Source organism: Paenibacillus sp. FSL H7-0703 (assembly GCF_038003485.1).
Classification (GTDB): Bacteria; Bacillota; Bacilli; order Paenibacillales; family Paenibacillaceae; genus Paenibacillus; species Paenibacillus polymyxa_B.
On sequence record NZ_JBBOPF010000001.1, the window covers coordinates 5,034,287 to 5,058,283 of the forward strand.

Annotated in this window: 24 protein-coding genes; 19 read left to right on the forward strand and 5 right to left on the reverse strand. The window is 46.1% G+C overall.

Annotation, left to right across the window (positions count from 1 at the left end):
* Positions 1 to 30: 30 nt before the first annotated feature.
* Together MHB46_RS22625 and MHB46_RS22630 are read left to right on the forward strand one after the other, a co-directional pair.
* Positions 31 to 1,206: an aminotransferase class I/II-fold pyridoxal phosphate-dependent enzyme gene (locus tag MHB46_RS22625; protein ID WP_341163493.1), complete on the forward strand. Its 1,176-nt coding sequence runs from the start codon at positions 31 to 33 to the stop codon at positions 1,204 to 1,206.
* A 42-nt stretch (positions 1,207 to 1,248) separates the two neighbouring features.
* Positions 1,249 to 1,959: a 5'-methylthioadenosine/adenosylhomocysteine nucleosidase gene (locus MHB46_RS22630; protein WP_341163494.1), complete on the forward strand. Its 711-nt coding sequence runs from the start codon at positions 1,249 to 1,251 to the stop codon at positions 1,957 to 1,959.
* A gap of 18 nt (positions 1,960 to 1,977) precedes the next feature.
* On the opposite strand, the gene MHB46_RS22635 is transcribed toward MHB46_RS22630, so the two are convergent.
* The 4 genes from MHB46_RS22635 to MHB46_RS22650 all read right to left on the reverse strand — a co-directional run bounded on the left by MHB46_RS22635 (position 1,978) and on the right by MHB46_RS22650 (position 5,429).
* Positions 1,978 to 2,463 carry a DUF5381 family protein gene (locus tag MHB46_RS22635; protein WP_254350422.1) on the reverse strand — a complete coding sequence of 162 codons (486 nt, stop codon included), beginning with the start codon at positions 2,461 to 2,463 and terminating at the stop codon, positions 1,978 to 1,980.
* A complete protein-coding gene (locus tag MHB46_RS22640) occupies positions 2,456 to 3,292 on the reverse strand; it encodes a hypothetical protein (RefSeq protein ID WP_341163495.1) in 837 nt (278 codons plus the stop codon). Before MHB46_RS22640 ends, MHB46_RS22635 begins: the two co-directional genes overlap by 8 nt.
* A gap of 33 nt (positions 3,293 to 3,325) precedes the next feature.
* The gene (locus MHB46_RS22645; RefSeq protein WP_341163496.1) at positions 3,326 to 4,411 is read right to left on the reverse strand and encodes a WXG100 family type VII secretion target; all 1,086 of its coding nucleotides are present in this window, start codon (positions 4,409 to 4,411) and stop codon (positions 3,326 to 3,328) included.
* A gap of 271 nt (positions 4,412 to 4,682) precedes the next feature.
* The gene (locus tag MHB46_RS22650; RefSeq protein ID WP_254325676.1) at positions 4,683 to 5,429 is read right to left on the reverse strand and encodes a hypothetical protein; all 747 of its coding nucleotides are present in this window, start codon (positions 5,427 to 5,429) and stop codon (positions 4,683 to 4,685) included.
* A gap of 160 nt (positions 5,430 to 5,589) precedes the next feature.
* Here MHB46_RS22650 and MHB46_RS22655 point away from each other — a divergent pair, with 160 nt between their 5' ends.
* The 4 genes from MHB46_RS22655 (at position 5,590) to MHB46_RS22670 (ending at position 8,759) form a co-directional block, all read left to right on the forward strand.
* Positions 5,590 to 6,516, forward strand: a complete 927-nt coding sequence (locus MHB46_RS22655; protein WP_341163497.1) for a cell division protein ZipA C-terminal FtsZ-binding domain-containing protein — start codon at positions 5,590 to 5,592, stop codon at positions 6,514 to 6,516.
* An 11-nt stretch (positions 6,517 to 6,527) separates the two neighbouring features.
* Positions 6,528 to 7,238, forward strand: coding sequence for a DUF1963 domain-containing protein (locus MHB46_RS22660; protein ID WP_445667599.1), 711 nt, complete (start codon positions 6,528 to 6,530; stop codon positions 7,236 to 7,238).
* A gap of 177 nt (positions 7,239 to 7,415) precedes the next feature.
* Positions 7,416 to 7,883: a hypothetical protein gene (locus MHB46_RS22665; protein WP_341163499.1), complete on the forward strand. Its 468-nt coding sequence runs from the start codon at positions 7,416 to 7,418 to the stop codon at positions 7,881 to 7,883.
* Positions 7,884 to 7,961: 78 nt separating this feature from the next.
* Positions 7,962 to 8,759 carry a hypothetical protein gene (locus MHB46_RS22670; protein WP_341163500.1) on the forward strand — a complete coding sequence of 266 codons (798 nt, stop codon included), beginning with the start codon at positions 7,962 to 7,964 and terminating at the stop codon, positions 8,757 to 8,759.
* Between the two features lie 29 nt (positions 8,760 to 8,788).
* Here MHB46_RS22670 and MHB46_RS22675 read toward each other — a convergent pair whose 3' ends face one another.
* The gene (locus tag MHB46_RS22675; protein WP_025718091.1) at positions 8,789 to 9,211 is read right to left on the reverse strand and encodes a hemerythrin domain-containing protein; all 423 of its coding nucleotides are present in this window, start codon (positions 9,209 to 9,211) and stop codon (positions 8,789 to 8,791) included.
* Positions 9,212 to 9,380: 169 nt separating this feature from the next.
* On the opposite strand from MHB46_RS22675, the gene MHB46_RS22680 reads away from it, so the two are divergent.
* From MHB46_RS22680 to MHB46_RS22740, 13 genes are all read left to right on the forward strand, one after another.
* Positions 9,381 to 10,169 carry a YwiC-like family protein gene (locus MHB46_RS22680; protein WP_341163783.1) on the forward strand — a complete coding sequence of 263 codons (789 nt, stop codon included), beginning with the start codon at positions 9,381 to 9,383 and terminating at the stop codon, positions 10,167 to 10,169.
* A 14-nt stretch (positions 10,170 to 10,183) separates the two neighbouring features.
* Positions 10,184 to 11,299 carry a TIGR04053 family radical SAM/SPASM domain-containing protein gene (locus MHB46_RS22685; RefSeq protein ID WP_165178594.1) on the forward strand — a complete coding sequence of 372 codons (1,116 nt, stop codon included), beginning with the start codon at positions 10,184 to 10,186 and terminating at the stop codon, positions 11,297 to 11,299.
* Complete coding sequence (gene hemG / locus MHB46_RS22690; protein ID WP_341163501.1) at positions 11,283 to 12,704, forward strand: protoporphyrinogen oxidase; 1,422 nt, start codon at positions 11,283 to 11,285, stop codon at positions 12,702 to 12,704. Before MHB46_RS22685 ends, hemG begins: the two co-directional genes overlap by 17 nt.
* A gap of 108 nt (positions 12,705 to 12,812) precedes the next feature.
* The gene (ric, locus tag MHB46_RS22695; RefSeq protein ID WP_341163502.1) at positions 12,813 to 13,532 is read left to right on the forward strand and encodes an iron-sulfur cluster repair di-iron protein; all 720 of its coding nucleotides are present in this window, start codon (positions 12,813 to 12,815) and stop codon (positions 13,530 to 13,532) included.
* A gap of 29 nt (positions 13,533 to 13,561) precedes the next feature.
* Complete coding sequence (gene modA, locus MHB46_RS22700; RefSeq protein ID WP_341163503.1) at positions 13,562 to 14,413, forward strand: molybdate ABC transporter substrate-binding protein; 852 nt, start codon at positions 13,562 to 13,564, stop codon at positions 14,411 to 14,413.
* On the forward strand, positions 14,410 to 15,087 hold the full coding sequence (gene modB / locus MHB46_RS22705; protein ID WP_028542273.1) for a molybdate ABC transporter permease subunit: 678 nt from the start codon (positions 14,410 to 14,412) through the stop codon (positions 15,085 to 15,087). The genes modA and modB overlap by 4 nt, the downstream gene beginning before the upstream one ends.
* Before the next feature lie 197 nt (positions 15,088 to 15,284).
* Positions 15,285 to 18,959 (forward strand): nitrate reductase subunit alpha, encoded by a 3,675-nt coding sequence (locus MHB46_RS22710; protein WP_341163504.1) that lies wholly within the window; start codon positions 15,285 to 15,287, stop codon positions 18,957 to 18,959.
* Positions 18,949 to 20,526, forward strand: a complete 1,578-nt coding sequence (gene narH, locus MHB46_RS22715; RefSeq protein ID WP_028542275.1) for a nitrate reductase subunit beta — start codon at positions 18,949 to 18,951, stop codon at positions 20,524 to 20,526. Before MHB46_RS22710 ends, narH begins: the two co-directional genes overlap by 11 nt.
* On the forward strand, positions 20,519 to 21,085 hold the full coding sequence (narJ, locus tag MHB46_RS22720) for a nitrate reductase molybdenum cofactor assembly chaperone (RefSeq protein ID WP_220028170.1): 567 nt from the start codon (positions 20,519 to 20,521) through the stop codon (positions 21,083 to 21,085). Before narH ends, narJ begins: the two co-directional genes overlap by 8 nt.
* Positions 21,085 to 21,768 (forward strand): respiratory nitrate reductase subunit gamma, encoded by a 684-nt coding sequence (narI, locus tag MHB46_RS22725; protein ID WP_028542277.1) that lies wholly within the window; start codon positions 21,085 to 21,087, stop codon positions 21,766 to 21,768. Before narJ ends, narI begins: the two co-directional genes overlap by 1 nt.
* 45 nt (positions 21,769 to 21,813) lie before the next feature.
* Positions 21,814 to 22,266 carry a GAF domain-containing protein gene (locus MHB46_RS22730; RefSeq protein ID WP_341163505.1) on the forward strand — a complete coding sequence of 151 codons (453 nt, stop codon included), beginning with the start codon at positions 21,814 to 21,816 and terminating at the stop codon, positions 22,264 to 22,266.
* A 1-nt stretch (position 22,267) separates the two neighbouring features.
* Positions 22,268 to 23,332 carry a PAS domain-containing sensor histidine kinase gene (locus MHB46_RS22735; protein WP_341163506.1) on the forward strand — a complete coding sequence of 355 codons (1,065 nt, stop codon included), beginning with the start codon at positions 22,268 to 22,270 and terminating at the stop codon, positions 23,330 to 23,332.
* A 7-nt stretch (positions 23,333 to 23,339) separates the two neighbouring features.
* Positions 23,340 to 23,987 carry a response regulator transcription factor gene (locus MHB46_RS22740; protein ID WP_165178753.1) on the forward strand — a complete coding sequence of 216 codons (648 nt, stop codon included), beginning with the start codon at positions 23,340 to 23,342 and terminating at the stop codon, positions 23,985 to 23,987.
* Positions 23,988 to 23,997 lie beyond the last annotated feature (10 nt).

Consider the following 23,997-nt stretch of genomic DNA (forward strand, 5'->3'; position numbering starts at 1 on the left):
GTATCTTATGGATAGAAGGTGGAGATGAACGTGATTTTTTCATCCTCTGATCTCGTCAAGGCTCTGCCTGACAACTATTTTAGCGCAATGGATGACAAGGTGAATCTGTATAAAAGTAAGGGAATAGATGTAATCAATTTGGCAGCTGGCAACCCGGATCAGCCGACACCGACGCATATCATCAGCGCTTTGAAGGAAGCGGTCGATCAACCGATCAATCAGGGCTATCCGCCTTTTCATGGAAAAAAAAGCACGCTGGAGGCTGTCGCCGCGTTCTATAAACGGGAGTATCAGGTGGAGCTGGATCCAGACCGTGAGATTGCCATATTCAACGGCTCAGCCATAGGCGTAATGGGGATTCCACAGGCGCTATTGAATCCAGGTGATTGGTTATTGACCACCGATCCGGCCTATCCCCAATATTATTCCGCTGCTATGCTGGCAAGAGCCCATATTCATACGATTCCGCTTGATGAGAAGCATGGTTTCTTGCCTGATTATACAACCGTGCCGGAAGAAATTGCAGAGCAGGTCAAATTGCTCATGATTAATTATCCGAACAATCCGACTGGAGCAGTAGCTACAGCAGATTTCCTGACAAAGACGCTGAATTATGCCGCTCGGTACCAGTTTCCGGTTATGAATGATTTTGCTTACGGTGCTCTTGGATTTGACGGATATAAGCCGATTAGTTTATTGCAAATCCCCGGCGGCAAGGAGTATGGCGTCGAGACGTATACGGCTTCCAAAACGTATAACATGGCTGGATGGCGCTTCGGATTTGCAGTGGGAAATTCGTCCATCATTGGTGCGCTCAAGCATTATCATACGCATGCCTACAGCACTGTTTTTGGAGCGGTACAGGATGCGGGAGCTGTGGCATTGCTGGGCACGCAGGAACCGGTACGGGAGCTCGCGGCGTTATATGAGCGGCGCCGTGATGTTCTGATTGCAGCGTTACGGGGTATTGGCTGGGATGTTGCTGCTCCCCAAGGGTCTTTTTTTGCCTGGTTCAAGGTGCCAGAAGGGTATACATCTGCTTCCTTTGCAGACTTTTTATTGGACGAGGCGCATGTTGCGGTCGCTCCTGGAGAAGGCTTTGGTCGTGCAGGAGCTTCTCATGTGCGGGTCAGTCTGGTAAACATTGAGGAAAGGCTGCTGGAGGCGGTGCAGCGCATCGCAGCAACGGGTGTTTTTCAAGTATAAGCTGGAATACAAGGAATTCATGGAGGGAGCGGGAAAAGAACTTTGAGTATAGCGATTATCGGAGCTATGGAGGAAGAAATAGCAGATTTGAAAGCGCAGATCGAAGGGATAAAGATGATTCAGATTGCGAACGGGATTTTTTATACGGGCCAGCTTGAGGGCAAGGAAGTTATTCTGCTGCAATCAGGAATTGGCAAAGCGAACGCAGCCTCGACTACGGCGCTGTTGATTGAGCGATTTAGCCCGGAGCTTGTCATTAATACCGGATCTGCGGGTGGGCTCGATCCAGCGCTGCATGTTGGCGATGTCGTAGTGGCGACCGAGCTGACTTACAGCGATGTGGACGGAACGGCGTTCGGCTATACCTACGGACAGGTGCCACAGATGCCGGCAAGTTATCCTGTCGATCCAGCGCTGCTTGCTTTTGCGACAGAAGCGCTGGCGGAGACCAGGATTGAGGGGCAGATCGTCAGCGGTTTGATTACGACGGCAGACTCTTTTATCTCCCAGGCTGAGCGCGCCCATTTTATCCGTAGCCAGTTTCCTGAAGCGAAAGTGACAGATATGGAAGGGGCCGCGGTCGTTCAGACTGCGTACCAGTTTGGTGTTCCATTTTTGGCTGTCCGTTCTTTGTCTGATCTTGCCGGTGTAGAAGCGGCGGATTCTTTTGACTCCAATCTTGATTTGGCTGCGGCCAACTCGGCAGCAGTGGTTGTGGCTCTTGTAGCTGCATATGATAGAGACAAGCTTTGATATATTCAATGGCACTATTCAGGAACGTTTTTTCTTTGGCTTGCCATGCTGGTTAATGAGAGTTCGAAGTTGTTTCCCGGCTTGGTTCAGCTCCATATCGTTCAACACATAATCGGTGCTGACTTCCCAGGTGCTGCGGTCATTCAGATGAAAAATAAAGGCGGGAAAGCGAGGGCGCAGCCATTTGCGGATGGAGGCCCCTTCGAATTCGACTTTAGTGATTGCAGCCCACGGGACAGTTCGAATACCATCGGAAATGCTGTGTTCGTCAAAGATGAACAGGTAGGTATCCTTACGAAGCGTTCTGCTCAAACAAACCACAAGATAGCTACCGAAAAAAGGAAGTCCGACAATGGCGGACGTAATAAAGAAGAAGATTTGTAGAGCTGAGATATCTTCGTCGATAAAAATGAGCAGCAGCAAAAACAGACAAATCAGCACAAACATCAAGCTGCCCATGGCCTTCCAAAATGCCAAAGATCTGCGATATACAATTCTATCCACGGAATACCGCCTCGTCGCGAACAAACTCCTGAATGAAATATGTTATCCGTTCTCTCCAGTCAGCTTCGGTTACACTTTCAATACGCAGACATGGGGTGGCCTGCATATCCAGTTCTGTATTTCTTACGATCCACACATCATTCGTTCCTTTAAGAACAAATAGCAGATTTGTAACGGAAGGTCCATCTTCATCTGTATCCGCGTATATCATCTGGCTCAAATTATCAAGGCTACACTGATTACGATCAAAATCCTCTCGCCAGTCTTGTATCATTTGTTGAGCCGACTCATGAAGCTTCCACGTTGTCATTTGCTGCATGCTGAAGCTGGAAGAGGTTAACTCATTCCACTGTTCTTCTGTCAGATCGACGTATCGGCTGTGCGCATTGAAGTTCGAAGCAAGCAGGCCGAACAATTGATCAATGTCATGATGCCAGTCTTCTGGGGAAGACCAGCGAAAGAAATGAAGTTCATTGTGACTGGAGAAATGATAGAGAAAACGTTCATTTCCATGGTGTATCGTTAATGTATTTTGCTTATCCTGTTGCTCCTTGTAGCCACGTAGCATCTGACGACTTTGTACCAGATGAGCTAGCATTTCAACAATGAACTCATCAAATTCGAGCTGTTGTTGCTCGTCATCCCGTTGTTCCATCAGACCCTTGGATATCAGGCTATGCGTTGCAGCATGAAAAAGCAGTTCCCAGCGATCTTCGGTTAGTTCCCCGTAATAAGATTGGAGCAGACCAGAAGCCATATCTTCTGCGCCCAGTGCGGTCAAGGCAAAGCCTAGTTCCTCAAGCGTTAAAATTACCGTTTGTTTATCCATAGTCAGGCTCCTTCTCCATCTGTTAGGTATATGTCATTTAAATAGTTTGCTGGCCCAACGTATCCCTTTTTCGGCGAATTTGGCGACTTTTCCACCTGCCCAGCTTCCCACCGTACCGCCGACATAAGCACCGACGGCTGCACCGACCGGACCACCGATAGCGCCGCCTACGGCTCCCAAAGCGACAGCACCGCCATAAGTTGCGGCGGTTTTAATCGCTACGTTAGAAGCGGATACAGCCACATCCGTTCCGGTAAGCTTCCCGCTTTTCCATTTTCCAGCCAGACTGATACCCTCGCCCACAATATTCATGGTGGCATTAATAGGGTACAGCTTTTTGGCAATCATGCCGGGAATTTGGCGGGTGGCTATGCCATATCGGCCTTTTTCCACCCCGGCGATGACGTTCCGCGTCCACTGAGGAAAGCTATTGGCTTTATTGAATCCGAGGCCGAGCTTACCCATTTGAAGCTTTCCAGCTAATCGATCAAAGCCCTTTAACCCCTTCATCACAATACCGGGTTTGGCGAATTGGCGGTTTAGGCTTTTGCCTAAATTACGCATAAAAGCATTGTTACCCTTGCCTTTCACCCATGCCGCATTATGTATAACCGCTCGAGTGGGATTCTTCAGACTTTTCTTGAATTCTACTGTTTTGGTGAGCACAAGTGTGGAAGCCAGACCGCTATAGATAGCTGTTCCGGCAAATCCCAGTTGCCCGCGCCATTTATTGGCTTCTGAAATGCTGTTAATGGCTATATCTGCTGGATCGGGTCCTTTTTTCCCGGAAGTTGTCCCTTCACTGCTGCCGATCTGTCCGCTGTGATCTCCTTTATTAATACCCGTGTCTGCTTGGGTATCTGTTTCCCTGAATTTTACTGCAATGGAACGCAGCTCTGTGCTGACAGAACCGACAGTTTGAGTGAAAGCATCCATTTGTCCACGAGCTTTATGAAAATCCTGATAAAAGCGCTGCTGTGTTGTTCCTGCCCAGCTATTTTCCAACATCTGAATATGCTGTGACAGTTGTCCGCAAATTTGTGCCCCCAGCTCACGTGCCTGTGCGAACTGCCTGGAAACCGCCTCTAGTTTCTCAGGAGGAACCATAATTTTAGCCATGATGTCCACCTCGGATGATTAAAATAATTACTTATATTTTAGTGAATCTAGTGGGGGTTAGCAAAAAAAGGAGGGGATTTAAGTGAAAAATAAGTCATTTGTATGAGTTCATGAGGGGGCATAAGGGAGAATAGTAGGAGGTGTTATGATCCGAAGTTCTTATATGTCATTCATAACGAAACGAAAAAAGCCCCTCTTTTCAAATGGAGCTTTCCATTAGAAAGAGAGGCCTTCTTGCGTAGAGGCTAATGCATGTTTCGCGTCGTATTAATTATTTTAGCGGAATCTGCTTGGACAGCTTTTCAAACTGCTGCAAGTGAGGAGTGACCTTGGCGGTAATTCCTTTGAAATACTTGATGGACGCTTGTCTTTGACGTTCCTTGGTAGCAGTCTCTTCAGGGAACATGGAGTATTCCTTTTGGACAGAGCCATTTTTATAATTTACGGAGAAGAGCTCTCCTTTTTGCCACCTTTGGACCAGATCTTGATTACTGTGCAAGATATTTAACACTTCTTTTCCATTTTTATAAGTGAAGCTGTAGTCTGGATCGGCCACAGCGTGGATCACTTGGTAGCCGTTCTGTAATCCATTGTTCTGAAAAGTACCTACTTGAATCTCGTTCGAACGTACGGTTCCGTCCATTTGTGTCACTTTTTCAGTCTGCGTACCCTTGCCGCTCATCGTGTCATTGTTCCATGTGCCGTTGTATACGATTTTATGATTTTGTCCATCTGCATCCGTGTATTGATTTTTATATTTTCCAGTACCTGAACGCTTGCCATTCACAAAATCACCCGAATACTGCTTATATTCGCTCCATTTGATCGTACCACGTCCGTTGGGCTGCCCATTCTCAACCTCTCCATAGTAAGTCGTCTGACCAGATAGCTGAAGCAATTCCTTGGTTGCAGCCGCATTCGCCGCAGGTGTACTTACAGACAGCGCTCCAGATATCAGCGATGCGGACACCATAATAGGCAGAGACAGAGCTTTCCCTTTTTGCCAAAGTTTTTGCATCATGATTTCTCCCCTTTCGAAGCTTTGAAATTCTAAAAAGTTATGTTCAACAACCCAGCACCGTTTTTATACTATTTTGTGCTTGGTGATTTATAGTTTAATATAGATTGAGAATTATAGGAAACTGTAAAGTGAAAACAGCTAGTTAGGAGAGAGATTCATGAATTTACCTGAACATGGGAGTGAGGATGTATCTAGCATCCTTGCCGTGAAGTTGGAATATGAGCCTGTGAAGACCATAAAAGGAATCCATCAAGTGGAGCCAGATGCTAATATTTATTGGCTGATTGATGTGGAATTCAGTGGTTTTACGTTGTCAGATGAGGATATTTTGCAATTGCTCAAAGGATATATTGTGTATGGGCATGTCCATGATTTGCAGATGTGGACTAGTGTGGGGCGCAGACCGGCAGGTGAATGCCATTTTGATAAAATCTGTATTTGTATGGATATATTCGATAATGTAGAGATGCAGGTTCGTTTAGATGAAGCCAAGGTTGCAGACTTTATGAACACACTGCCAGCGTGTTTTCAGGAGAAGGGCACTGTTCATGTGCTTCCTCGGGAGGATGCTGCCCATGCACGTGCAAAAGCGGAAAAACTTAAAGCATTTACAGATCAGGAAGGTGAAAGGGAACACGCTGTCATGCTTAGGCTAGTAGCGGATCAAGGCCAATCTTACCGTGGAGCGGATATCTGGGATGTCATGCTGAGCCTCGGAATGGAGTGGGGAGATATGGATATTTTCCATGCACACCATCACGGTCAGGGAGGCTATGATGAACTATTTAGCGTACATACGGGAACCGAGCCTGGCTTTTTTGGGTTGAGTACACTCGCGGAGGATCGCTTTGCAGATTTGATTTTCGGTATGGAAGGCGTACGGACCGTGCAGCCGCAAACTGTGTTTGAGGCAATGTGGAAAAGTGCCGAATATGCACGCGCCAGACTCGGCGGGACATTAGTGAATGAACAGGGTCTGCCAGCTATGCGGGAAGATTATCTACATCAGATTCAAGAGATGGAAGATCGATTAAGTGAGTTTGGATTTAAAGCAGGCGAGGATGTTGTTGCGTTTCTATTCTAGTTTAGAAAGGAGTGATTTCGTTGTCCAGCAACTCTATTGAGAAGCTAAGAACGATTCTAAAACGTAATGCTACTATTTTTCATACAGGGGGTCGCAGACCGTCGGATTCCCTTGATCAGAGCTGGATTGGTAGAGTTACAGTGGCTTTGCCAACGGAGGAACAACCCATTGATGTACAGGGGAATGTTATGGCTCCGATCATGCAATTGTATTTGCCTGCCTTGCCCTTTGTCCCTGAAGCTATGCGCAGTGTCAAGCTGTTGACGGTCTTCCTGTCTCCCGATGTACTGGATCATGAGGACATGGAAGGATATATGTGTATTCGTGAGTATACGTCGGTAGAGGATTTAGTTGAAAAAGATTTTGGTCCGGCATTTATGCAAATCAAAGCATTCCCGCTATTCCCCGAACTTAAAGAGAATGATTATCCGGTCTGGGACGGTGAAGATATCCCTGAGGAATACGGCGATGCTCTCAACCAGATGGACGAGGAGGAACCTGACTATTTTGAGGACATCGTAGAGGAAATATATGCAGTTCACAAAATCGGTGGCTATCCCAGCTTTATTCAACCAGGCATCGACTTTGGCGAGGGCTATGAATTTGTGTTTCAGATTGCCTCAGATGCTAAAGCCGAATTGAATATTGTGGATGGAGGCAGCTTTTATTTTGCCAAGCATCAGAATGAAGGAGTCTGGCGGGGTTACTTTGATTTTTACTAATAAGCTCACTTAGAGAGCAGTCTGGAACCGATCGTTTTGTAGAGCAGGTAGAAAATGATTTTCACAAGCAAATCATCGTGCTGGAGCGGGCCTGGCAGGCCATTTTCAATCATGTGGACAAATGAGGACAGAGAGTAACTGTAGGAGATTGGCATAATAGCTGAAGGAGTGACAGCAATGAATGACTGGGAATCGGGAATCATTCAGATCGATGGTGAGTGTGCGATCTACTCATCTTTAACGGAAGATCAGTTGTTAGAGACCACTTGGTATTCGAAATATTTTCATTCTGTAAGAGAGCTAGGGAATGACTACATCTGGTATCATTTCGATCAGGTTTCTTTGCTGTGTCGGCATTTTTTTGTGTCCGTATGCTTTAAGGATACAAACCTAATTGTCGTGGAGATTTCGCTCCAGGGAGATGAATTTCCAACTTCGTGGGATAATTGGTCTGAGGAAGGAGAGAGAAAGCGACAAAGGGAGCATGATCGTTTGTTACAGCAACATTTGTCCGTAAAGCCAAGCTATCGTCAAACAAAGCCTTACCCCTATATGGAATATGAACTGAACTGGGGGAAAATCTCTTCTTATTTTGACCCCCGGTCGGGAAATACGGCCATTGCTTTTAAGTATAAAGATGAATAGTGATCTTACATAAAATACACGACACCCCTGCGCTTTGTGCTGGAGGTGAGGGTGTTGGATGAGTAAGGGAGATGTGTTGTGGATAAAAAGGCGAAAAAAATACTGATGAACACATTCTGGTCCTCTAGCGGCTGGAAGCAGGAGCGGGGATCTTTTTCGGGTGAGGATTTTGAATATGCCAAAAGTAAGGGCTTGATGTTCGATCCGATCACCATTACACATAACGAGATTATAAACAGGATGCATGAGCTGCACCAGCAAAAGGCTACAAAAGAGCGAGTGGCAGCAGCGTTTTTGCACAGTCTTTCCACGAAAAAGGTTCATTTACGAAGTGCCTTATCGAGCTGGGCATTAACCGCGAGGCTTCCTTTGCACACCTATGGGGAGCGGCCTGTCGTCTTGCCCAATTACAGTAGCTGTGGGGATTGTAATTTTAATAAATTGATGTCTGATAAGGAATATGTCAATGAAGATTTGAATGTACTGAATTTTGAACGAATCAAATGGGGCGGTATTCGTCTGAACCACCTTTTATATTGCTGGATGGACCTTGAATTGTTCAGTCAAGAAGAGGATGTTCAGGTTTCTGATGAGGATCTAGCTATACTTCATAACATGCTCGAAGCTGTTCAGAACTGTGATGCTCAAAGTAGTGCGCGTCAATTGGAAAAGCGCTGGAAGGATGTGTTTCCATCCAGCAAAAACGAGCGTGATGTAGTCATGGAGGTGTGGGGATATGCCGGACTGCTGGTTCCACAGGACACGCCTCGTAAACGACAGCACGGCAATCATGATTTTTATTCCGTAGCAGCTTGGCAAGGAGATGACGGATACTCACAGGAGGCGTTGGACTATTTCTTCGGTACGTTTTTATAGAGAAAGTGAATCGTTATGTCACATCTTGATCATGACGGTTCCTCAAACAACAAACGTTCTTCTTCCCGACTATGGATGGCATTGACAACCAGAAGCGCGTGGAACTGCTGAAGAACTTCAGGCGTAAGCCCTTCTTCACGGATCATGGCTTTGAGCTCTTTTACAATGATTCGGAGCAGATCATGATCCCGTGTAAGTTTGACGACAGCCTCCTGCAGTTCCGGTTTTTTCTCGACCATTTCCTGATAGAATCCTTCCTCTTCTGCATCAGCATGGCTAAGAATGCGGGTTTCCCAATATTCGATCAAGTGGTCGGCAGCCTGGCGCGCCACCTTGAATTCTTTTGCTTCGAGTAATTCCTCTACTTCTCTCGTCTTATCTAGAGCGCCAGATAGCCCGCCTTGATGAATGGCATGATGAGCATGCAGTTGACGTAAAGAAGGTCCTCCCATAACAGTTCATCCTTTCTTTGTACCCTTTTTTAGTACAGTATAGCATAAGAAAATAGCGTTATTTTTCCGGTTAGGATTTTCCCCCCTAAGGAAAAGGGAACTCCCTAATTGGTTCAATTTCATATAATACTTAGAATGAAGTTAGATGATAAAACTCAATCTTGGGGGAATGGATGATGAATCGATTAACCGAAATAACAGACATAAAAAAGATTGTGAAAAAAGGATCAAGGGTTTGAAGGGGATGAGCAGATACATACCCAATCAACATGGAGCCTGGGCCATGCTCATTCTTCCATTTTTATTCGGTTTAGCTGCTTCTCGAGGGGAACTCATTCATATCCCCCTATTTGTGTGCTGGTTTTTTATCTACTTATTCAGTTTTCCTGTCCTCCAATGGATCAAAACAGGCAGCAGTGAAAGATACCGCAAACCCGCCGTTGTATACGGAGTGATATTACTTCCTTTGTTAATTTCACTGATATGGTTTGAGCCTGCCTTGATCTGGTATGGAGCTCTTCTATTGCTCTTTTTTATGGCTAATATTTATTTTGCAAAAACGAAAAATGAACGTGCTTTACTCAATGACATTGTTGCAATTCTACTCTTTTGTTCTTTTATATACCCCGTTATTTATATGGGGGGAGGAGAGGATTGGAGAGTAGCAACAGAGCTATTCTTGCTTTTGGTGCTTTACTTTATCGGAACTGCTTTGTATGTCAAAACGATCATTCGTGAAAGAAAAAATATACGTTACCATTATGCTTCCGTCATCTATCATTTGGTGATTTTGTTGTTTGCTACTTGGTTAAAGTTACCTCTGTTTGTTCCTTTTTTGATTTTTTTGATACGGGCCATATGGCTTCCTAAACTCGGATTAAAGGCAAAACAAGTTGGCATGGCGGAAATTGGATTTTCAACGATGCTCTATGTTTTTGTGTTGTTTTTATACTTCTAAAAGGAGAGACATCAATGATATCTTTGAAAACGCCGCGTGATTATCATACAGATCCGTTTATAGTCATCTGGGAGGTTACACGAGCTTGTGCTTTAAAGTGCCTTCACTGTAGAGCGGAAGCTCAGTACAAACCTGATCCTCGCCAGCTGACACTAGAAGAAGGTAAGAAGCTTATAGATCAAATCGCTGAAATGAATCATCCGTTGGTTGTATTCACAGGCGGAGATCCTTTGATGCGTCCTGATCTGTTTGAACTGGCTCGATATGCAATTGAAGAGAAAAACCTGTCGGTTTCGATGACCCCCAGTGCCACCCCTAAAGTGACACGAGCAGCGGTAGAAAAAGCAAAGCAAGTTGGGTTATCGCGGTGGGCGTTTAGTCTAGACGGTTCATGTGCAGACATTCACGATCATTTTCGGGGTACGGTGGGTTCCTACGATACAACCATGCGAGGAATTGGTTATTTAAAGGAGCTGAATATCCCTATTCAAGTGAACACTACGGTGTCCCGGTACAACCTCCATGATCTGGAGCGAATTGCAGAAAGGGTAAAGGAAATGCAGGCCGTGTTATGGAGTTTATTTTTCCTTGTTCCAACCGGACGTGGCATGGAGAAAGATATGATTACTCCTGATGAGCATGAAGCCGTAATGAAATGGTTGTATCAAATACAGCAACAGATGCCGTACGGTGTGAAGGCTACAGAAGCTCCCCACTACCGGAGGGTCGTACTGCAGCAAAAGCACAAAGCAGGTGAGAGCAGTGTAGCAGACGGACAAAAGAGGGCAGATGTTTTAGGACGTGCTCCTAAAGGCGTAAATGATGGAGATGGATTTGTTTTTATTAGTCATATCGGAGAAGTATACCCGAGCGGTTTTCTGCCTCTTATGTGCGGGAATGTACGAAACGATAGCCTGGCAGATATTTATCGCAACTCTCCGATCATGATGAATCTTAGAGATAAGTCCCTACTTAAAGGTAAATGTGGAGTCTGTGAATTCAAGGCCATCTGTGGGGGCTCCAGAGCAAGGGCTTTTGCAATAACAGGAGACTATTTGGAGAGTGACCCTTATTGCGCTTATATACCCGGGGTTGGAGAGGAAAAGTGTTTTCATGAAAAAAAGTTCTAAAAAAGTCGTTATTCTCGGTGGAGGAATAAGCGGTTTAAGTGCTGCCTTTTATGTGAAAAAGCTGGCTGAGGATCGGCAGCTTGAAGTGGAGATCACACTGGTGGAGAAAAGTGAACGTCTGGGAGGAAAGCTGCAAACCGTTCGCCAAAACGATTTTATGATCGAAAAAGGACCGGATGCTTTCTTGGCCAGAAAGACGGCAATATTGGATCTGACCATGGAGTTGGGGCTGGAAGCAGAGCTGGTATCGACAAACCCGAAAGCCAAATCTGCTTGCATTTTGCATAAGGGCAAACTTCATACGATGCCGATGGGCTTCATTCTGGGCATCCCAACAAAGCTGACTCCTTTCATTCGGACTGGACTTATTTCTCCACTGGGAAAAGCACGGGCAGCTCTGGATTTAATCATTCCGGCGAAGAAAGGTGATGCGGACGAATCTCTAGGTGATTTTATCAAACGGCGTCTTGGCAAAGAAGTTCTGGACCAGATTACAGAACCTCTGCTGTCTGGAATTTACGCTGGGGATACTCATTCTCTGAGCCTTATGTCAACTTTTCCTCAATTTAAACTAATGGAACAAAAGCATGGAAGTCTGATTAAGGGTATGTCTAAAGGGGCGGGAAGAAAGCCAGCAGTACAAGACAAACTGCCGGATATCGCCAAGAAAAGTATGTTTCTTTCTTATCGGCTAGGATTATCTACGATCGTGGAGCGGCTAAAGGAAAGGCTGGATACCGTACGTTTTGTTATGGGGCAAGGTGTAGTTGAAGTAAGGAAGGAAAGTGGTTATCAGGTCATTTTAGAACACGGACAAAAAATAGATGCGGATGCGGTGATCTGCGCTGTTCCAGCTTTTGAAGCGGCTACATTATTTTCCGGCGTTGCAAGCGCTAGCTGGTTACACAAGATTCACTATGTTTCCGTAGCCAATATTGCTCTTGCTTATAAAAACACAGATCTTAATTTTGCTTTTGAGGGAACGGGATTTCTAGTCCCCCGCAAAGAAGGCAAAAAGATTACGGCATGTACTTGGTCTTCGACGAAGTGGAGCCATACTGCTCCTAAAGGATATACGCTTTTACGGACCTACATCGGACATGCAGGCGCACAGGAGTGGATTCAGATGACAGACGATCAACTTGTGGATGCCGCGCGCAAAGATTTGAAAGATTTAATGGGCCTGGAAGCGGAACCGGAATTCGTTGAAGTCAGTAGGTGTGATCGATCGATGCCGCAATATCCGATTGGACACAAAGAGCATATGGCGAAGATGAGACAGGACTTCGCACAGTATTTACCGGGTGTTTTTCTATGCGGTGCCGGCTATGGGGGCGTTGGAATTCCAGATTGCATCGCTCAAGGGAAAGAAGCGGCTGAACAGTTGCTTTCTGATTTTTTATAATCGGGCTCTTTCCACAGTGAAAGAGGGAACCCCCTGATTGGTTCAGCTTTAAGGGAGACGTAGAATGAAAGTTGAGCATAAAATCGAAGTAAAATGGAGGAATGGAAGATGAGCCAGTTAACGGAAGAAACATGGGTGGCGGACATCGTGAAAGCAGTACCCAAAACGGGAGACCTGTTCCGCAAACTGAGAATTGATTTCTGCTGTGGAGGGAAAATATCGCTCCGTGAAGCAGCAGCCAATCGAGGCCTCCACGCTGGTGAACTGCTGACGCAGATACATGAAGTGGAAGAAAAGCAGGCACAGCATAAGCAAATGCAACCTCCTTCACTCGAACCAAAAGAACTAATCGCCTATATTCAAAATGAGTATCATACGAAGCTTCGGGAAGAACTCTCGGCCTTAACGCCGTACGTAACCAAACTAACGCGGGTTCACGGTGAACGTTATTCGCATCTCAAGCGAGTTAATGAACTGTTCACCTTGCTTAAACAGGAATTATCGGAACATATTCAAAATGAGGAGGACCTTGTGTTTCCGATGATTGAAGCATTTTTACAAGAATCAACAGTGGAACGAGCAGATGAGTTGAATCCAATTTTGTCCAAGTTGCAAGACGAGCATCAAACGGTGGTGGAATTCCTGAAGGAAATGCGCTTGATCACAAACGGCTTTGAGCCGATGCAGGAAGCTTGTGGTACGCACCGACTCGTATTGAAGCGGTTAGAAGACCTGGAAGCAGATATTTTTAATCATATTCTACTTGAAAATTGTACACTGATCGAACGTACGAGACAGGCGCAGCTAATAGCGAAACCGATTAATTGATGATGAACTAACATGAGGAGCCGAACCAAATGCATAAATTAATTAAAAGTAGCACTGTTTTCGTTTTGGTTATGTCCATCATTTTATTATTATCAGGATGCGGTACGAAACAACAACTAGATTCAAATGTTGGCAGTGCGGATCAGAACGGATCTTCCAGCCAGACATCTTCGAAAACGGCTGAAACTATTGAGCTTACCATATCCGCAGCAGCAAGTTTAACGGATGCGCTCAAAGAAATTCAGCATTCATACGAATCAACCCATACAGGCATCAAATTGAATTTTAACTTCGGCGGCTCTGGTGCGTTGGAAAAACAAATTGAGCAAGGAGCGCCGTCGGATTTGTTTTTGTCCGCTTCGCCCAAAAACATGAAGTCCCTTGTTGATCAGCAGTTAATAGATACGAAAAAACAAAAAACGTGGCTGAAGAACGAATTGGTCGCGGTTATCCCTGCAGACGGGACGATGAACATCGCGAGTGTAATTGATTTAACAAAAAAAGAAGTGAAGAAAGTTGCAATCGGAATTCCTGAAAGTGTTCCAGCGGGTAACTACGCACAGGAAGCGCTGACGAAAGCGAAGCTTTGGGACACGTTACAGAGCAAGCTGGTTCAAGCGAAAGACGTTAGACAAGTGCTGCAATATGTGGAAACTGGGAATGCAGATGTCGGATTTGTATATAAAACAGATGCATTGACTTCGCAAAAGGCAAAAATCGCCTTTGAGGTGAATCCCAAAACCTATTCACCTGTTGAGTATCCAATCGGGATTGTCAAAGCTACAAAGCACATTCAAGAAGCCGAAGACTTTTATGCATACTTACAATCGCAAGAATCTCTGAATATTATGGATAAGTATGGATTTACCATACCGAAGTGAGCATGCAAGATATAGATTGGAATGAATATTGGCCTCCTATCCGATTATCGTTGCAGGTTGCACTGTTATCCAGCGTTCTGGTAATCATATTAGGCTTGCTTGTGGCATGGTCAATGTCGCGGTTGGGATTATTTAAAGGGAAAACGGTTGTTGAAACCGTGCTTATGCTGCCCTTGGTACTCCCACCGACGGTTGTTGGTTTTTTACTGCTCATATTACTTGGACGAAAAAGCGGGTTCGGACGGTTTGTGGAGCAATGGTTTGGCGAGCCTATTATATTCTCGTGGTGGGCAGGGGTTATAGCAGCGGTGGTAGTAGCTTTTCCTCTAGTCTATCGGACGCTGAGAATGGGATTGTCTTCTGTTGATCGGGACTTGGAAAACGCGGGACGTTCGATGGGTGCAAGTGAATGGCAGGTTTTTCGATACATCACCTTCCCTTTAATTTTCCCTTCTTTTAAAGCTGCCTTCATACTCGGTTTTGCCCGCGGCCTGGGCGAATTTGGTGCTACGCTGATGATTGCCGGAAATATTCCGGGTAAAACACAAACGATTCCGACGGCCATTTATATTGCAGTGGATGCTGGTCATCTTCCTATGGCGTGGGCGTGGACATGCTCTATCATACTCATTTCTTTTATCATGCTCCTGTTAACGGGTCAAAAGAACAATTAATTACTTCATACAAGCTTCCCTTTAGCAGGGGAGGCTTTTTTGTATCTTTCCATAGAACGAGGGATTTCCTGTAGCGCTATAGGACATTCCCTAATGGGAACAGAGATGAATGAATTACATAATGAGAGTAAGCGAATGAGTCTTCCCTTGGAACTTGCGTTGGGATGATTCTTTCTAAAAAGGAGTGTTGGTCATCGATGAAAAAGAAATACAACCTCAACTTTTTTAAACCGATCGAAAGCTATTCGGGAAATTGGTCAATCCTTGAGGAAAAAAATAGAGAATGGGAAAACGTGTATCGTCAGCGTTGGTCTCACGACAAAGTGGTTCGGACGACTCACGGAGTGAACTGCACCGGTTCCTGTAGTTGGAAGGTTTTTGTCAAAAACGGCATCATTACCTGGGAAAATCAACAGATCGATTATCCTTCCTGCGGTGCAGATATGCCAGAATTTGAACCGCGGGGATGCCCGCGTGGGGCTACATTTTCCTGGTATGAATACAGTCCATTACGCGTGAAATATCCCTATATGCGCGGTAAGCTGTTGCGGCTTTGGCAGGCGGCCATCCAGGAGCATGCCAATCCGGTGGAAGCATGGGCAAGCATTGTGGAAGATCCGGAGAAAGCCAAGCTCTACAAATCAGCTCGCGGAAAAGGCGGTCATGTCCGTGTCACTTGGGACGATGTCCTGCGTCTGATCTCGGCACAACTCATCTATACCATTCGTAAATACGGTCCTGACCGGATCGCGGGCTTTACGCCAATCCCGGCGATGTCAATGATAAGCTACGCTTCAGGAGCTCGATTCATTTCGCTACTGGGTGGGCAGATGTTGAGTTTTTATGACTGGTATGCCGATCTTCCTCCTTCATCTCCTCAAATTTGGGGTGAGCAGACGGATGTACCGGAATCTTCTGATTGGTACAATGCGGGTTACCTGATTATGTGGGGATCGAACGTACCGCTTACCCGGACGCCAGACGCTCATTTTATGACGGAAGTACGATATAAGGGAACAAAAGTCGTATCCGTGGCTCCCGACTTGGCGGAGAATGTGAAGTTCGCTGACAACTGGCTTGCCCCAAATCCGGGTACAGATGCTGCCGTAGCCCAGGCTATGACGCATGTTATTTTGGATGAGTTTTACAAAGAGCGCCAAGAACCGATGTTCATTAACTATGCCAAACAATATACGGATATGCCGTTTATGATTCTGCTTGATCCACACGAGGGAGCCTGGAAAGGTGGACGTTTTCTACGGGCGAGTGACCTGGGGGATGCTTCGCCGCATGCGGACTGGAAGCCGGTCATATATGACGAAGCGGCGGGGGAAATGCTGGTCCCGAACGGTACGATGGGACAGCGCTGGGAGCAGGATAAGAAATGGAACCTGATTCTGGAACGGGAAGATGGAACAAAGGTTGAGCCCGCGCTCACTGTGGAAGGTCATGGCGAGCAATGGGAAGAAATCGTATTCCCTTACTTTGATAACGCTGGTAATGGAACGTTCAAACGTGTAATTCCGGCCAAAAAAGTACGCTTGGCAGATGGCTCGGAACGTTACGTAGCAACTGTGTACGATTTGATGATGAGCCAGTATGGTGTCGCACGCAATGACAGCCCTCATAACGCCAAAAATTATTACGACGAAGCTTCGCATTATACCCCTGCCTGGCAGGAGAAGATCACAGGTGTGAAGGCGTCTGTTGTGGTACAGATTGCTCGGGAATTTGCCCAAAATGCTATCGATACTAAAGGTCGCTCCATGATTATTATGGGTGCGGGTATCAACCACTGGTTCAATAGTGACACGATCTATCGGTCCATCTTGAATCTTGTCGTGTTGACTGCTTCCCAAGGTGTAAACGGTGGAGGCTGGGCGCATTATGTGGGTCAAGAAAAGCTTCGCCCAATCGAAGGCTGGTCAACGATTGCCTTTGCAAAAGACTGGCAAGGGGCGGCTCGACAGCAAAATGCTACATCGTTTTTCTACTTTGCAACAGAGCAGTGGCGTTACGAAGAAAGTGGAACAGACACCTTGAAGTCACCGATTGGCGGAGATGTCAGTTACAGACATCCAGCAGACTACAACGTGCTCGCAGCGCGTCTGGGTTGGCTGCCTTCTTATCCACAGTTTAATAAAAACAGTCTGCTGTTCGCCGAAGAGGCTGCGCAATTAGGCAAGAAGTCCAACGAGGAAATCATTAATCATTCTGTGGAAGAGATTAAATCACGTAAGACACGCTTCGCTGTAGAAGATCCTGGGGCAGCCGAGAACTTCCCGCGCTCACTCTTTGTTTGGCGGTCAAATCTGATTTCCAGTTCGGCGAAGGGACAAGAGTATTTCATGAAACATTTACTCGGAGCATCTGATGCCCTGCTTGCCCGGCCGAACGAAGAACAGAAACCTGAGGAAATTGTCTGGAGAGAAGATGTAGAAGGAAAACTTGATTTGATGGTTGCACTTGATTTCCGGATGACAACAACTCCATTGTACGCGGACATCGTGCTTCCGGCGGCAACCTGGTACGAAAAAACAGACTTGTCGTCAACAGACATGCATCCTTTCGTGCATCCGTTTAATCCGGCTGTTAACCCTCTGTGGGAATCCCGCGCGGACTGGGATATTTACCGCCAGCTTTCCGAAGTCTTTTCGGATATGGCAAAAGAGCACCTGCCAGGCATATATAAAGATCTTGTGACTGCGCCGCTCGCACACGATAGTATAGGCGAAATTTCACAGCCGATGGGTCTTGTAAAGGATTGGACGAAGGGCGAGATTGAAGCGACTCCGGGTAAAACCATGCCGAATTTCAGCATCATCGAACGCGATTATACTAAAATTCACGATAAATTTATCTCACTCGGTCCTAATTTGACTACTGGGAAAGCAGGTGCGCATGGCGTCAGCTTCTCCGTAGCGGACGAATATGAGGAAATGAAAAAGTTGAACGGAGTTTATTACGATGAGTCCATTAAAGATGGGCTGCCCAAAATCCAGACAGCTCGCCAAGTGGCCAATGCAATTCTTCACCTTTCATCCGCGACTAATGGACGGGTGTCGCAAAAGGCTTATGAGCAGGCAGAAGAGCTTCACGGTGTGGAACTCAAAGACATCTCGGCCGATCGGGCAGCGGAAAGGATCACTTTCCAAAGTATCACGGCACAGCCACGGGAAGTTATACCGACACCAGTATTCACTGGATCGAACAAGAAGGGACGCCGCTATTCACCATTTACAACGAATATTGAACGTCTCGTTCCGTTTCGTACTTTGACGGGAAGACAGCATTTCTATATTGATCATGAGATTTTCCAACAATTTGGGGAATCATTGCCGATCTACAAACCGACGCTGCCGCCAATGGTGTTCGGCCCTCGCGATCGGGAAATAAAAGGCGGGCAAGATTCACTCGTGCTCCGTTATCTGACACCGCACGGTAAATGGAATATTCACTCCACCTACCAGGATAACCAGCACATGCTTACACTGTTTCGCGGAGGTCCTACGGTGTGGATCAACAACGAAGACGCAGAGGCACACGATCTTGCCGACAATGACTGGGTAGAGGTATACAACCGTAACGGCGTCGTAACGGCCCGGACTGTTGTCAGCCACCGGATGCCAAGAGGAACGATGTTCATGTACCATGCTCAGGATAAGCACATTCAAGTGCCAGGCTCCGAAATCACGGATACACGCGGCGGTAGTCATAACGCACCTACAAGAATTCATCTCAAACCAACCCAGATGGTCGGTGGATATGCTCAGCTTAGTTATGGATTCAACTATTATGGTCCGATCGGCAACCAGCGTGATGTGTACGTTGCGGTACGTAAAATGAAGGAGGTTAACTGGCTTGAAGATTAAAGCTCAAATTGCCATGGTCATGAACCTGGATAAGTGTATTGGCTGTCATACGTGCAGCGTGACATGTAAAACAACCTGGACGAACCGCAAAGGTGCGGAATATATGTGGTTTAACAATGTGGAAACCAAACCGGGTATCGGTTATCCGAAGCGCTGGGAAGATCAGGAATTATATAAAGGGGGCTGGCAGCTCCGCAAAGGGAAACTGGAACTGAAGTCAGGCAACAAGCTGTCCAAGATAGCACTGGGTAAGATTTTTTACAATCCAGACATGCCGGAAATGAAAGATTATTATGAGCCCTGGACTTATAATTACGAGCAACTGACCAACGCTGGCGAACAGAAGCATTCACCTGTGGCACGCGCGCATTCTGCGGTAACGGGTGAAAAAATGGATTTGGAATGGGGTCCAAACTGGGAAGATGATCTGGCGGGTGCGCATGTAACGGGTCCGCTTGATCCAAATATTCAGAAAATCGAAGAAGAGATTAAATTTAACTTTGAGAAGTCTTTCATGGTTTATCTCCCACGGCTTTGCGAACATTGCCTAAATCCAAGCTGTGTCGCGTCATGTCCTTCGGGCGCCATGTACAAGCGGGACGAGGACGGAATCGTGCTCGTGGATCAGGAAGCCTGCCGTGGATGGCGGTATTGCATGACGGGTTGCCCATACAAAAAAGTGTACTTTAACTGGCAGACGAACAAAGCGGAAAAATGTACCTTCTGTTTCCCGCGTGTGGAAGCTGGCCTGCCGACAGTCTGCTCCGAGACATGTACAGGACGAATTCGCTACCTCGGCGTTATGCTGTATGACGCGGATCGAGTGCTTGAGGCCGCTTCTACACAGGATGAGAAAGAACTTTATAAAGCGCAATGCGACCTGTTCATGGATCCAAGTGATCCGGCAGTGATTGCTCAAGCGAGAAAAGACGGTATCTCGGAGGACTGGATCGAAGCAGCGCAGAACTCGCCGGTCTACAAGCTTGCCATTGAGCACAAGCTGGCATTCCCGCTTCATCCAGAATACCGCACATTACCTATGGTCTGGTATGTGCCACCACTTAGTCCAATCATGAATTACTTTGAAGGGAAAGACTCGATTGAGAATCCCGATATGATCTTTCCGGCTATCGAAGAGATGCGCACCCCCATTCAGTATCTTGCCAATATGCTGACGGCGGGCGACACGCAAACCGTGAAGGAATCCTTGCAGCGAATGGCTATGATGCGCTCCTATATGCGTGCCCAGTCCACAGGACAATCTTTCGATGAAAGCCGTCTTGAGCGCATCGGCATGACACCGCGGCAGACTGAGCAGATGTATCGACTTCTGGCGATTGCCAAGTATGAGGATCGTTTCGTCATTCCGACATCGCATAAAGAAGGATACTCGAATCCGTATCGGGCTCAAGGATCTGCTGGTTACGGCGATACCATGGGAAACATGGGTTCTGGCTCTGGATGTGACGGCTGTAGTATGGCAAGTTCGATGGGGATGGAAGAGCCCTTGAAAACGGGCAAAGAAATGTATGAAGAAAACTTCTACGGGGGTATTTGGCGTGATTAATGTAGCGAAGTTGTATGAATGCAAGCCATCATTCGGGTTTTTCGCTCAGCAACTCATGTACCCGGAAAAGCTGGATTTTCATCCGGCTTTTCTGGAAGCATCGTTTGATCCGAACCATCCGGCATATACGTATGCGAACACCTACTGGTCCCTTATGCAAGAGTTCAGTATGGAAGAGATTCAGGAAATGTATACGGAAACCTTTGATTTTCAAAAGAATTGTGCACTATATATGACTTACTTCAAGTTCGAAGATGCAAAAGAACGGGGACAAATGTTGGTCAAGTTAAAGGTGCTATACGAGATGTATGGTCTTGAAATGCCAGATGGAGAGCTGCCAGATTACCTGCCGCTCATGTGTGAATTTCTGTATGCCGCCGAATGGTCGCAAGATCCGAAGACGACAGAAAACTTCCGCATGCCAATCGCGATCTTGGAAGACGGCACATATCATTTGCTTAAAGCGCTGGAAAAAATGGAAAGCCCGTATTTTCATTTGGTGAAGGGACTGCGTGAAACGCTTAAAGTTTGCGTAGAACAGGAGGCAGCCGCGCAATGATGATGCTAGAGCAGTTTTTATGGGTTATTTTCCCTTATATGTGCGTGGTGGTCTTTATTGTAGGCCATATTTTCCGCTATAGAAACGACCAGTTCAATTGGACAGCAAAATCAAGTGAGTTTATTGAAAAAAAACAATTGATGATCGGAAGTCTCTTATTCCACCTGGGTATTATCCCAGTTATTATGGGTCATGTATCCGGTCTGGGCATACCAAAAACCTGGATGCATGCACTGGGTGTAAACGATCATCTGTATCATATTGGAGCAGTTTATGTTGGTGGAATATTTGGAGCGATGACATTCCTCGGTATGTTGATTCTTACCTCTCGTCGTTTTACAATGCGCAATGTGCGCCGTTTAAGTACAGCGTCTGATTTGATTGTAAACGTATTGCTTTTGGCCATTGTATGCATGGGGATGTTCGCGACTCTCGTAACGAATGCGGTACAGCCGGAATTCGATTATCGGGAGACGATCTCGATCTGGTTCCGCGGTTTATTCATATTCCGTGTGGACCCGACTCTGATGAGAGACGTGCCGATGTCTTTCAGGCTTCATATACTTATGGGCTTTGCGATTTTTGCATTCTGGCCGTTTACCCGGCTTGTACATGTGTGGAGTGTTCCGTTGAATTATGTGCGCAGAAGTTATATCCTTTACAGAAGACATAAATCGAATTAGGAAAGCGGGCTCTGCCTTCTTTCCTAATTCTATTAGGAGAGAGCGATGAATAATAGGATGGATTATCAAAGGGAGCTTGAGCGAATACGCGAACATTTCGGTTATGATTTCATGGCGCTTGCTCTGGTTGAACCGGCCGAATATCAATACGTAATTAAATGGAAAAATGCAGCCGGTAATTTAAATGATCGCTTTAAGCGGATTGTGCTGCAATCCGGTAAGGGCATAGCAGGAATCGTGTTTAAAACCGGTAAATCCGTTTTCATTCCATCTGTTTATCAATATGTGGGGGCAGACAACCTGTTTAACTATCCGATCGTTCAATCCGAGAAACTTAAGAGTCTCGGGGCTGTTCCCCTATGGAATGATGCTCGTGTCGCGGGTGTACTGCTTGGTGGATTTCGGGAAGAACAGCTGATGACCGAAGCCATGATGCGTGATTTGGAAGCCTTGGCGCATAAGGGAATTGGAGAGTTGAACGGGAAGGAAGTGATGTGAATTGACATTGTCTGTAGGGACTGGCTCTTTGAGTGCGCTAATGGTGAAGTTGTTTGAGAACAGTACGGAAGCCATTTTCTTTTTTGATAGACAAGGGAATACCCTAGCCATGAACCCGGCAGCTGAGGAGATTGTGGGCGATGACGTCCTCATTCAACTCTATGAAGGGAAGGAAAGAGCCTTATGTGGAACATGCAGGGGCTATACAAGCGAAACGGAGCCCCGTACCTGCCTTGACTGTTATTTCAATATGCCAGAATCCAAGGACTTTGCTTCTTTTCAGGTGTATCTGGAAACGAAGAGCAACCGAATGGTTCCCTATGCTGCTTCTTTTCACACCATTGATTCTGAACATGGAACACGGGTGTTGATGTTGAGAGACTTGACTCCGCAATTTCAGACGCAGGAAAAATTGTATCAAAACAAAATGATGAAGCATGTCATTGAAGCGCAGGAAAATGAGCGTAAACGGCTTTCCAGGGAACTGCACGACAGTGTCGCCCAGGAATTGATGAGCGCGGTTGTTGAACTGCGGGTATTAAAATACATGACGAATGATGAACAGCTCATCAAAAACATGAAGCAGACCGAAGCATCCATGACGCGATTGCTGGATGATATCCGCAACCTGTCTGTGGAACTTCGCCCCGCCACACTTGATGATTTTGGGCTTGAAGCGGCATTTCGTTCCCACTTTAAGAGGGTTGAACAAAGCTTTGGTCTTGTCGTTGAATTTGTGTCGGATCTTTCCCAAAAACGATATGGAAGTGAAAAGGAAACGGTCATTTACCGTGTCTGCCAGGAGGCTGTTCTCAATGCCTTGAAGTATGCCCAGGTAGACATGGTTAAAGTTTCTTTGACTGAGCACGATCATACGCTTCGTTTGACTGTAGAGGACGATGGAGTTGGCTTTGAAAAGGGGAGCCAGCCTATTGGAACGGGATTAGGTTTATATGGCATGCAGGAGCGAGCAGAGCTGGTAGGCGGAAGTTTTGGCGTCCTTTCAAATGTTGGTCAGGGAACCAAAGTCTTTTTACAAATTCCGATTGGCCAAGAGGAGGAATAGAGACTTGATCAAAATTGTGTTAGCGGACGACCATGCTATTGTACGAAGTGGATTTTCCATGATTTTGAACTTCCAATCGGATATGGAGGTTGTCGGAACGGCTGCGGATGGCATTGAAGCGTATGCGATGGTAGCTAAATATCGTCCGGATATTCTAATCATGGACCTCAGCATGCCCCCAGGCGAAAGTGGATTGATCGCCACAGGTAAGATTAAAGAGGACCACCCTGATACTAAAATTCTGATTCTGACCATGCATGACGATGAAGAATATCTTTTTCATATTTTAAAGAATGGTGCTTCAGGATACGTTTTGAAAAATGCTCCAGATGAGGAGCTATTGCTTGCTATACGAACCATTCATGGGGGTGGGACTTATATCCATCCTAAAATGGCTACTTCTCTCGTTCGTGAGTTCATCAAAAAAGATACGACGTCACAATCAGAAGATCCTTATGAGATCCTGTCCAAGCGGGAACTGGAGATTCTGCCTCTGGTCGCAAAAGGTTACGGTAACAAGGAAGTTGCGGAAAAGCTGTTCATCTCTGTCAAGACGGTGGAAGCGAACAAAGCGAAAATCATGGAGAAATTGAATTTAAGAAGCCGGCCTGAACTGGTCCAATATGCATTAAAGAAAAAAATGCTGGATTTTTAGCCGATGAATG

Excerpts from the sequence above, each read along its gene's own strand:
- modA (WP_341163503.1), top strand. The coding sequence starts at position 13,562 with ATGCATAAATTAATTAAAAGTAGCACTGTTTTCGTTTTGGTTATGTCC.
- MHB46_RS22680 (WP_341163783.1), top strand. The coding sequence starts at position 9,381 with ATGGATGATGAATCGATTAACCGAAATAACAGACATAAAAAAGATTGT.
- ric (WP_341163502.1), top strand. The coding sequence starts at position 12,813 with ATGAGCCAGTTAACGGAAGAAACATGGGTGGCGGACATCGTGAAAGCA.
- MHB46_RS22655 (WP_341163497.1), top strand. The coding sequence starts at position 5,590 with ATGAATTTACCTGAACATGGGAGTGAGGATGTATCTAGCATCCTTGCC.
- MHB46_RS22710 (WP_341163504.1), top strand. The coding sequence starts at position 15,285 with ATGAAAAAGAAATACAACCTCAACTTTTTTAAACCGATCGAAAGCTAT.
- narI (WP_028542277.1), top strand. The coding sequence starts at position 21,085 with ATGATGCTAGAGCAGTTTTTATGGGTTATTTTCCCTTATATGTGCGTG.
- MHB46_RS22730 (WP_341163505.1), top strand. The coding sequence starts at position 21,814 with ATGAATAATAGGATGGATTATCAAAGGGAGCTTGAGCGAATACGCGAA.
- MHB46_RS22665 (WP_341163499.1), top strand. The coding sequence starts at position 7,416 with ATGAATGACTGGGAATCGGGAATCATTCAGATCGATGGTGAGTGTGCG.
- MHB46_RS22675 (WP_025718091.1), bottom strand. The coding sequence starts at position 9,211 with ATGGGAGGACCTTCTTTACGTCAACTGCATGCTCATCATGCCATTCAT.
- MHB46_RS22640 (WP_341163495.1), bottom strand. The coding sequence starts at position 3,292 with ATGGATAAACAAACGGTAATTTTAACGCTTGAGGAACTAGGCTTTGCC.
- MHB46_RS22645 (WP_341163496.1), bottom strand. The coding sequence starts at position 4,411 with ATGGCTAAAATTATGGTTCCTCCTGAGAAACTAGAGGCGGTTTCCAGG.
- MHB46_RS22685 (WP_165178594.1), top strand. The coding sequence starts at position 10,184 with ATGATATCTTTGAAAACGCCGCGTGATTATCATACAGATCCGTTTATA.
- hemG (WP_341163501.1), top strand. The coding sequence starts at position 11,283 with ATGAAAAAAAGTTCTAAAAAAGTCGTTATTCTCGGTGGAGGAATAAGC.
- MHB46_RS22650 (WP_254325676.1), bottom strand. The coding sequence starts at position 5,429 with ATGCAAAAACTTTGGCAAAAAGGGAAAGCTCTGTCTCTGCCTATTATG.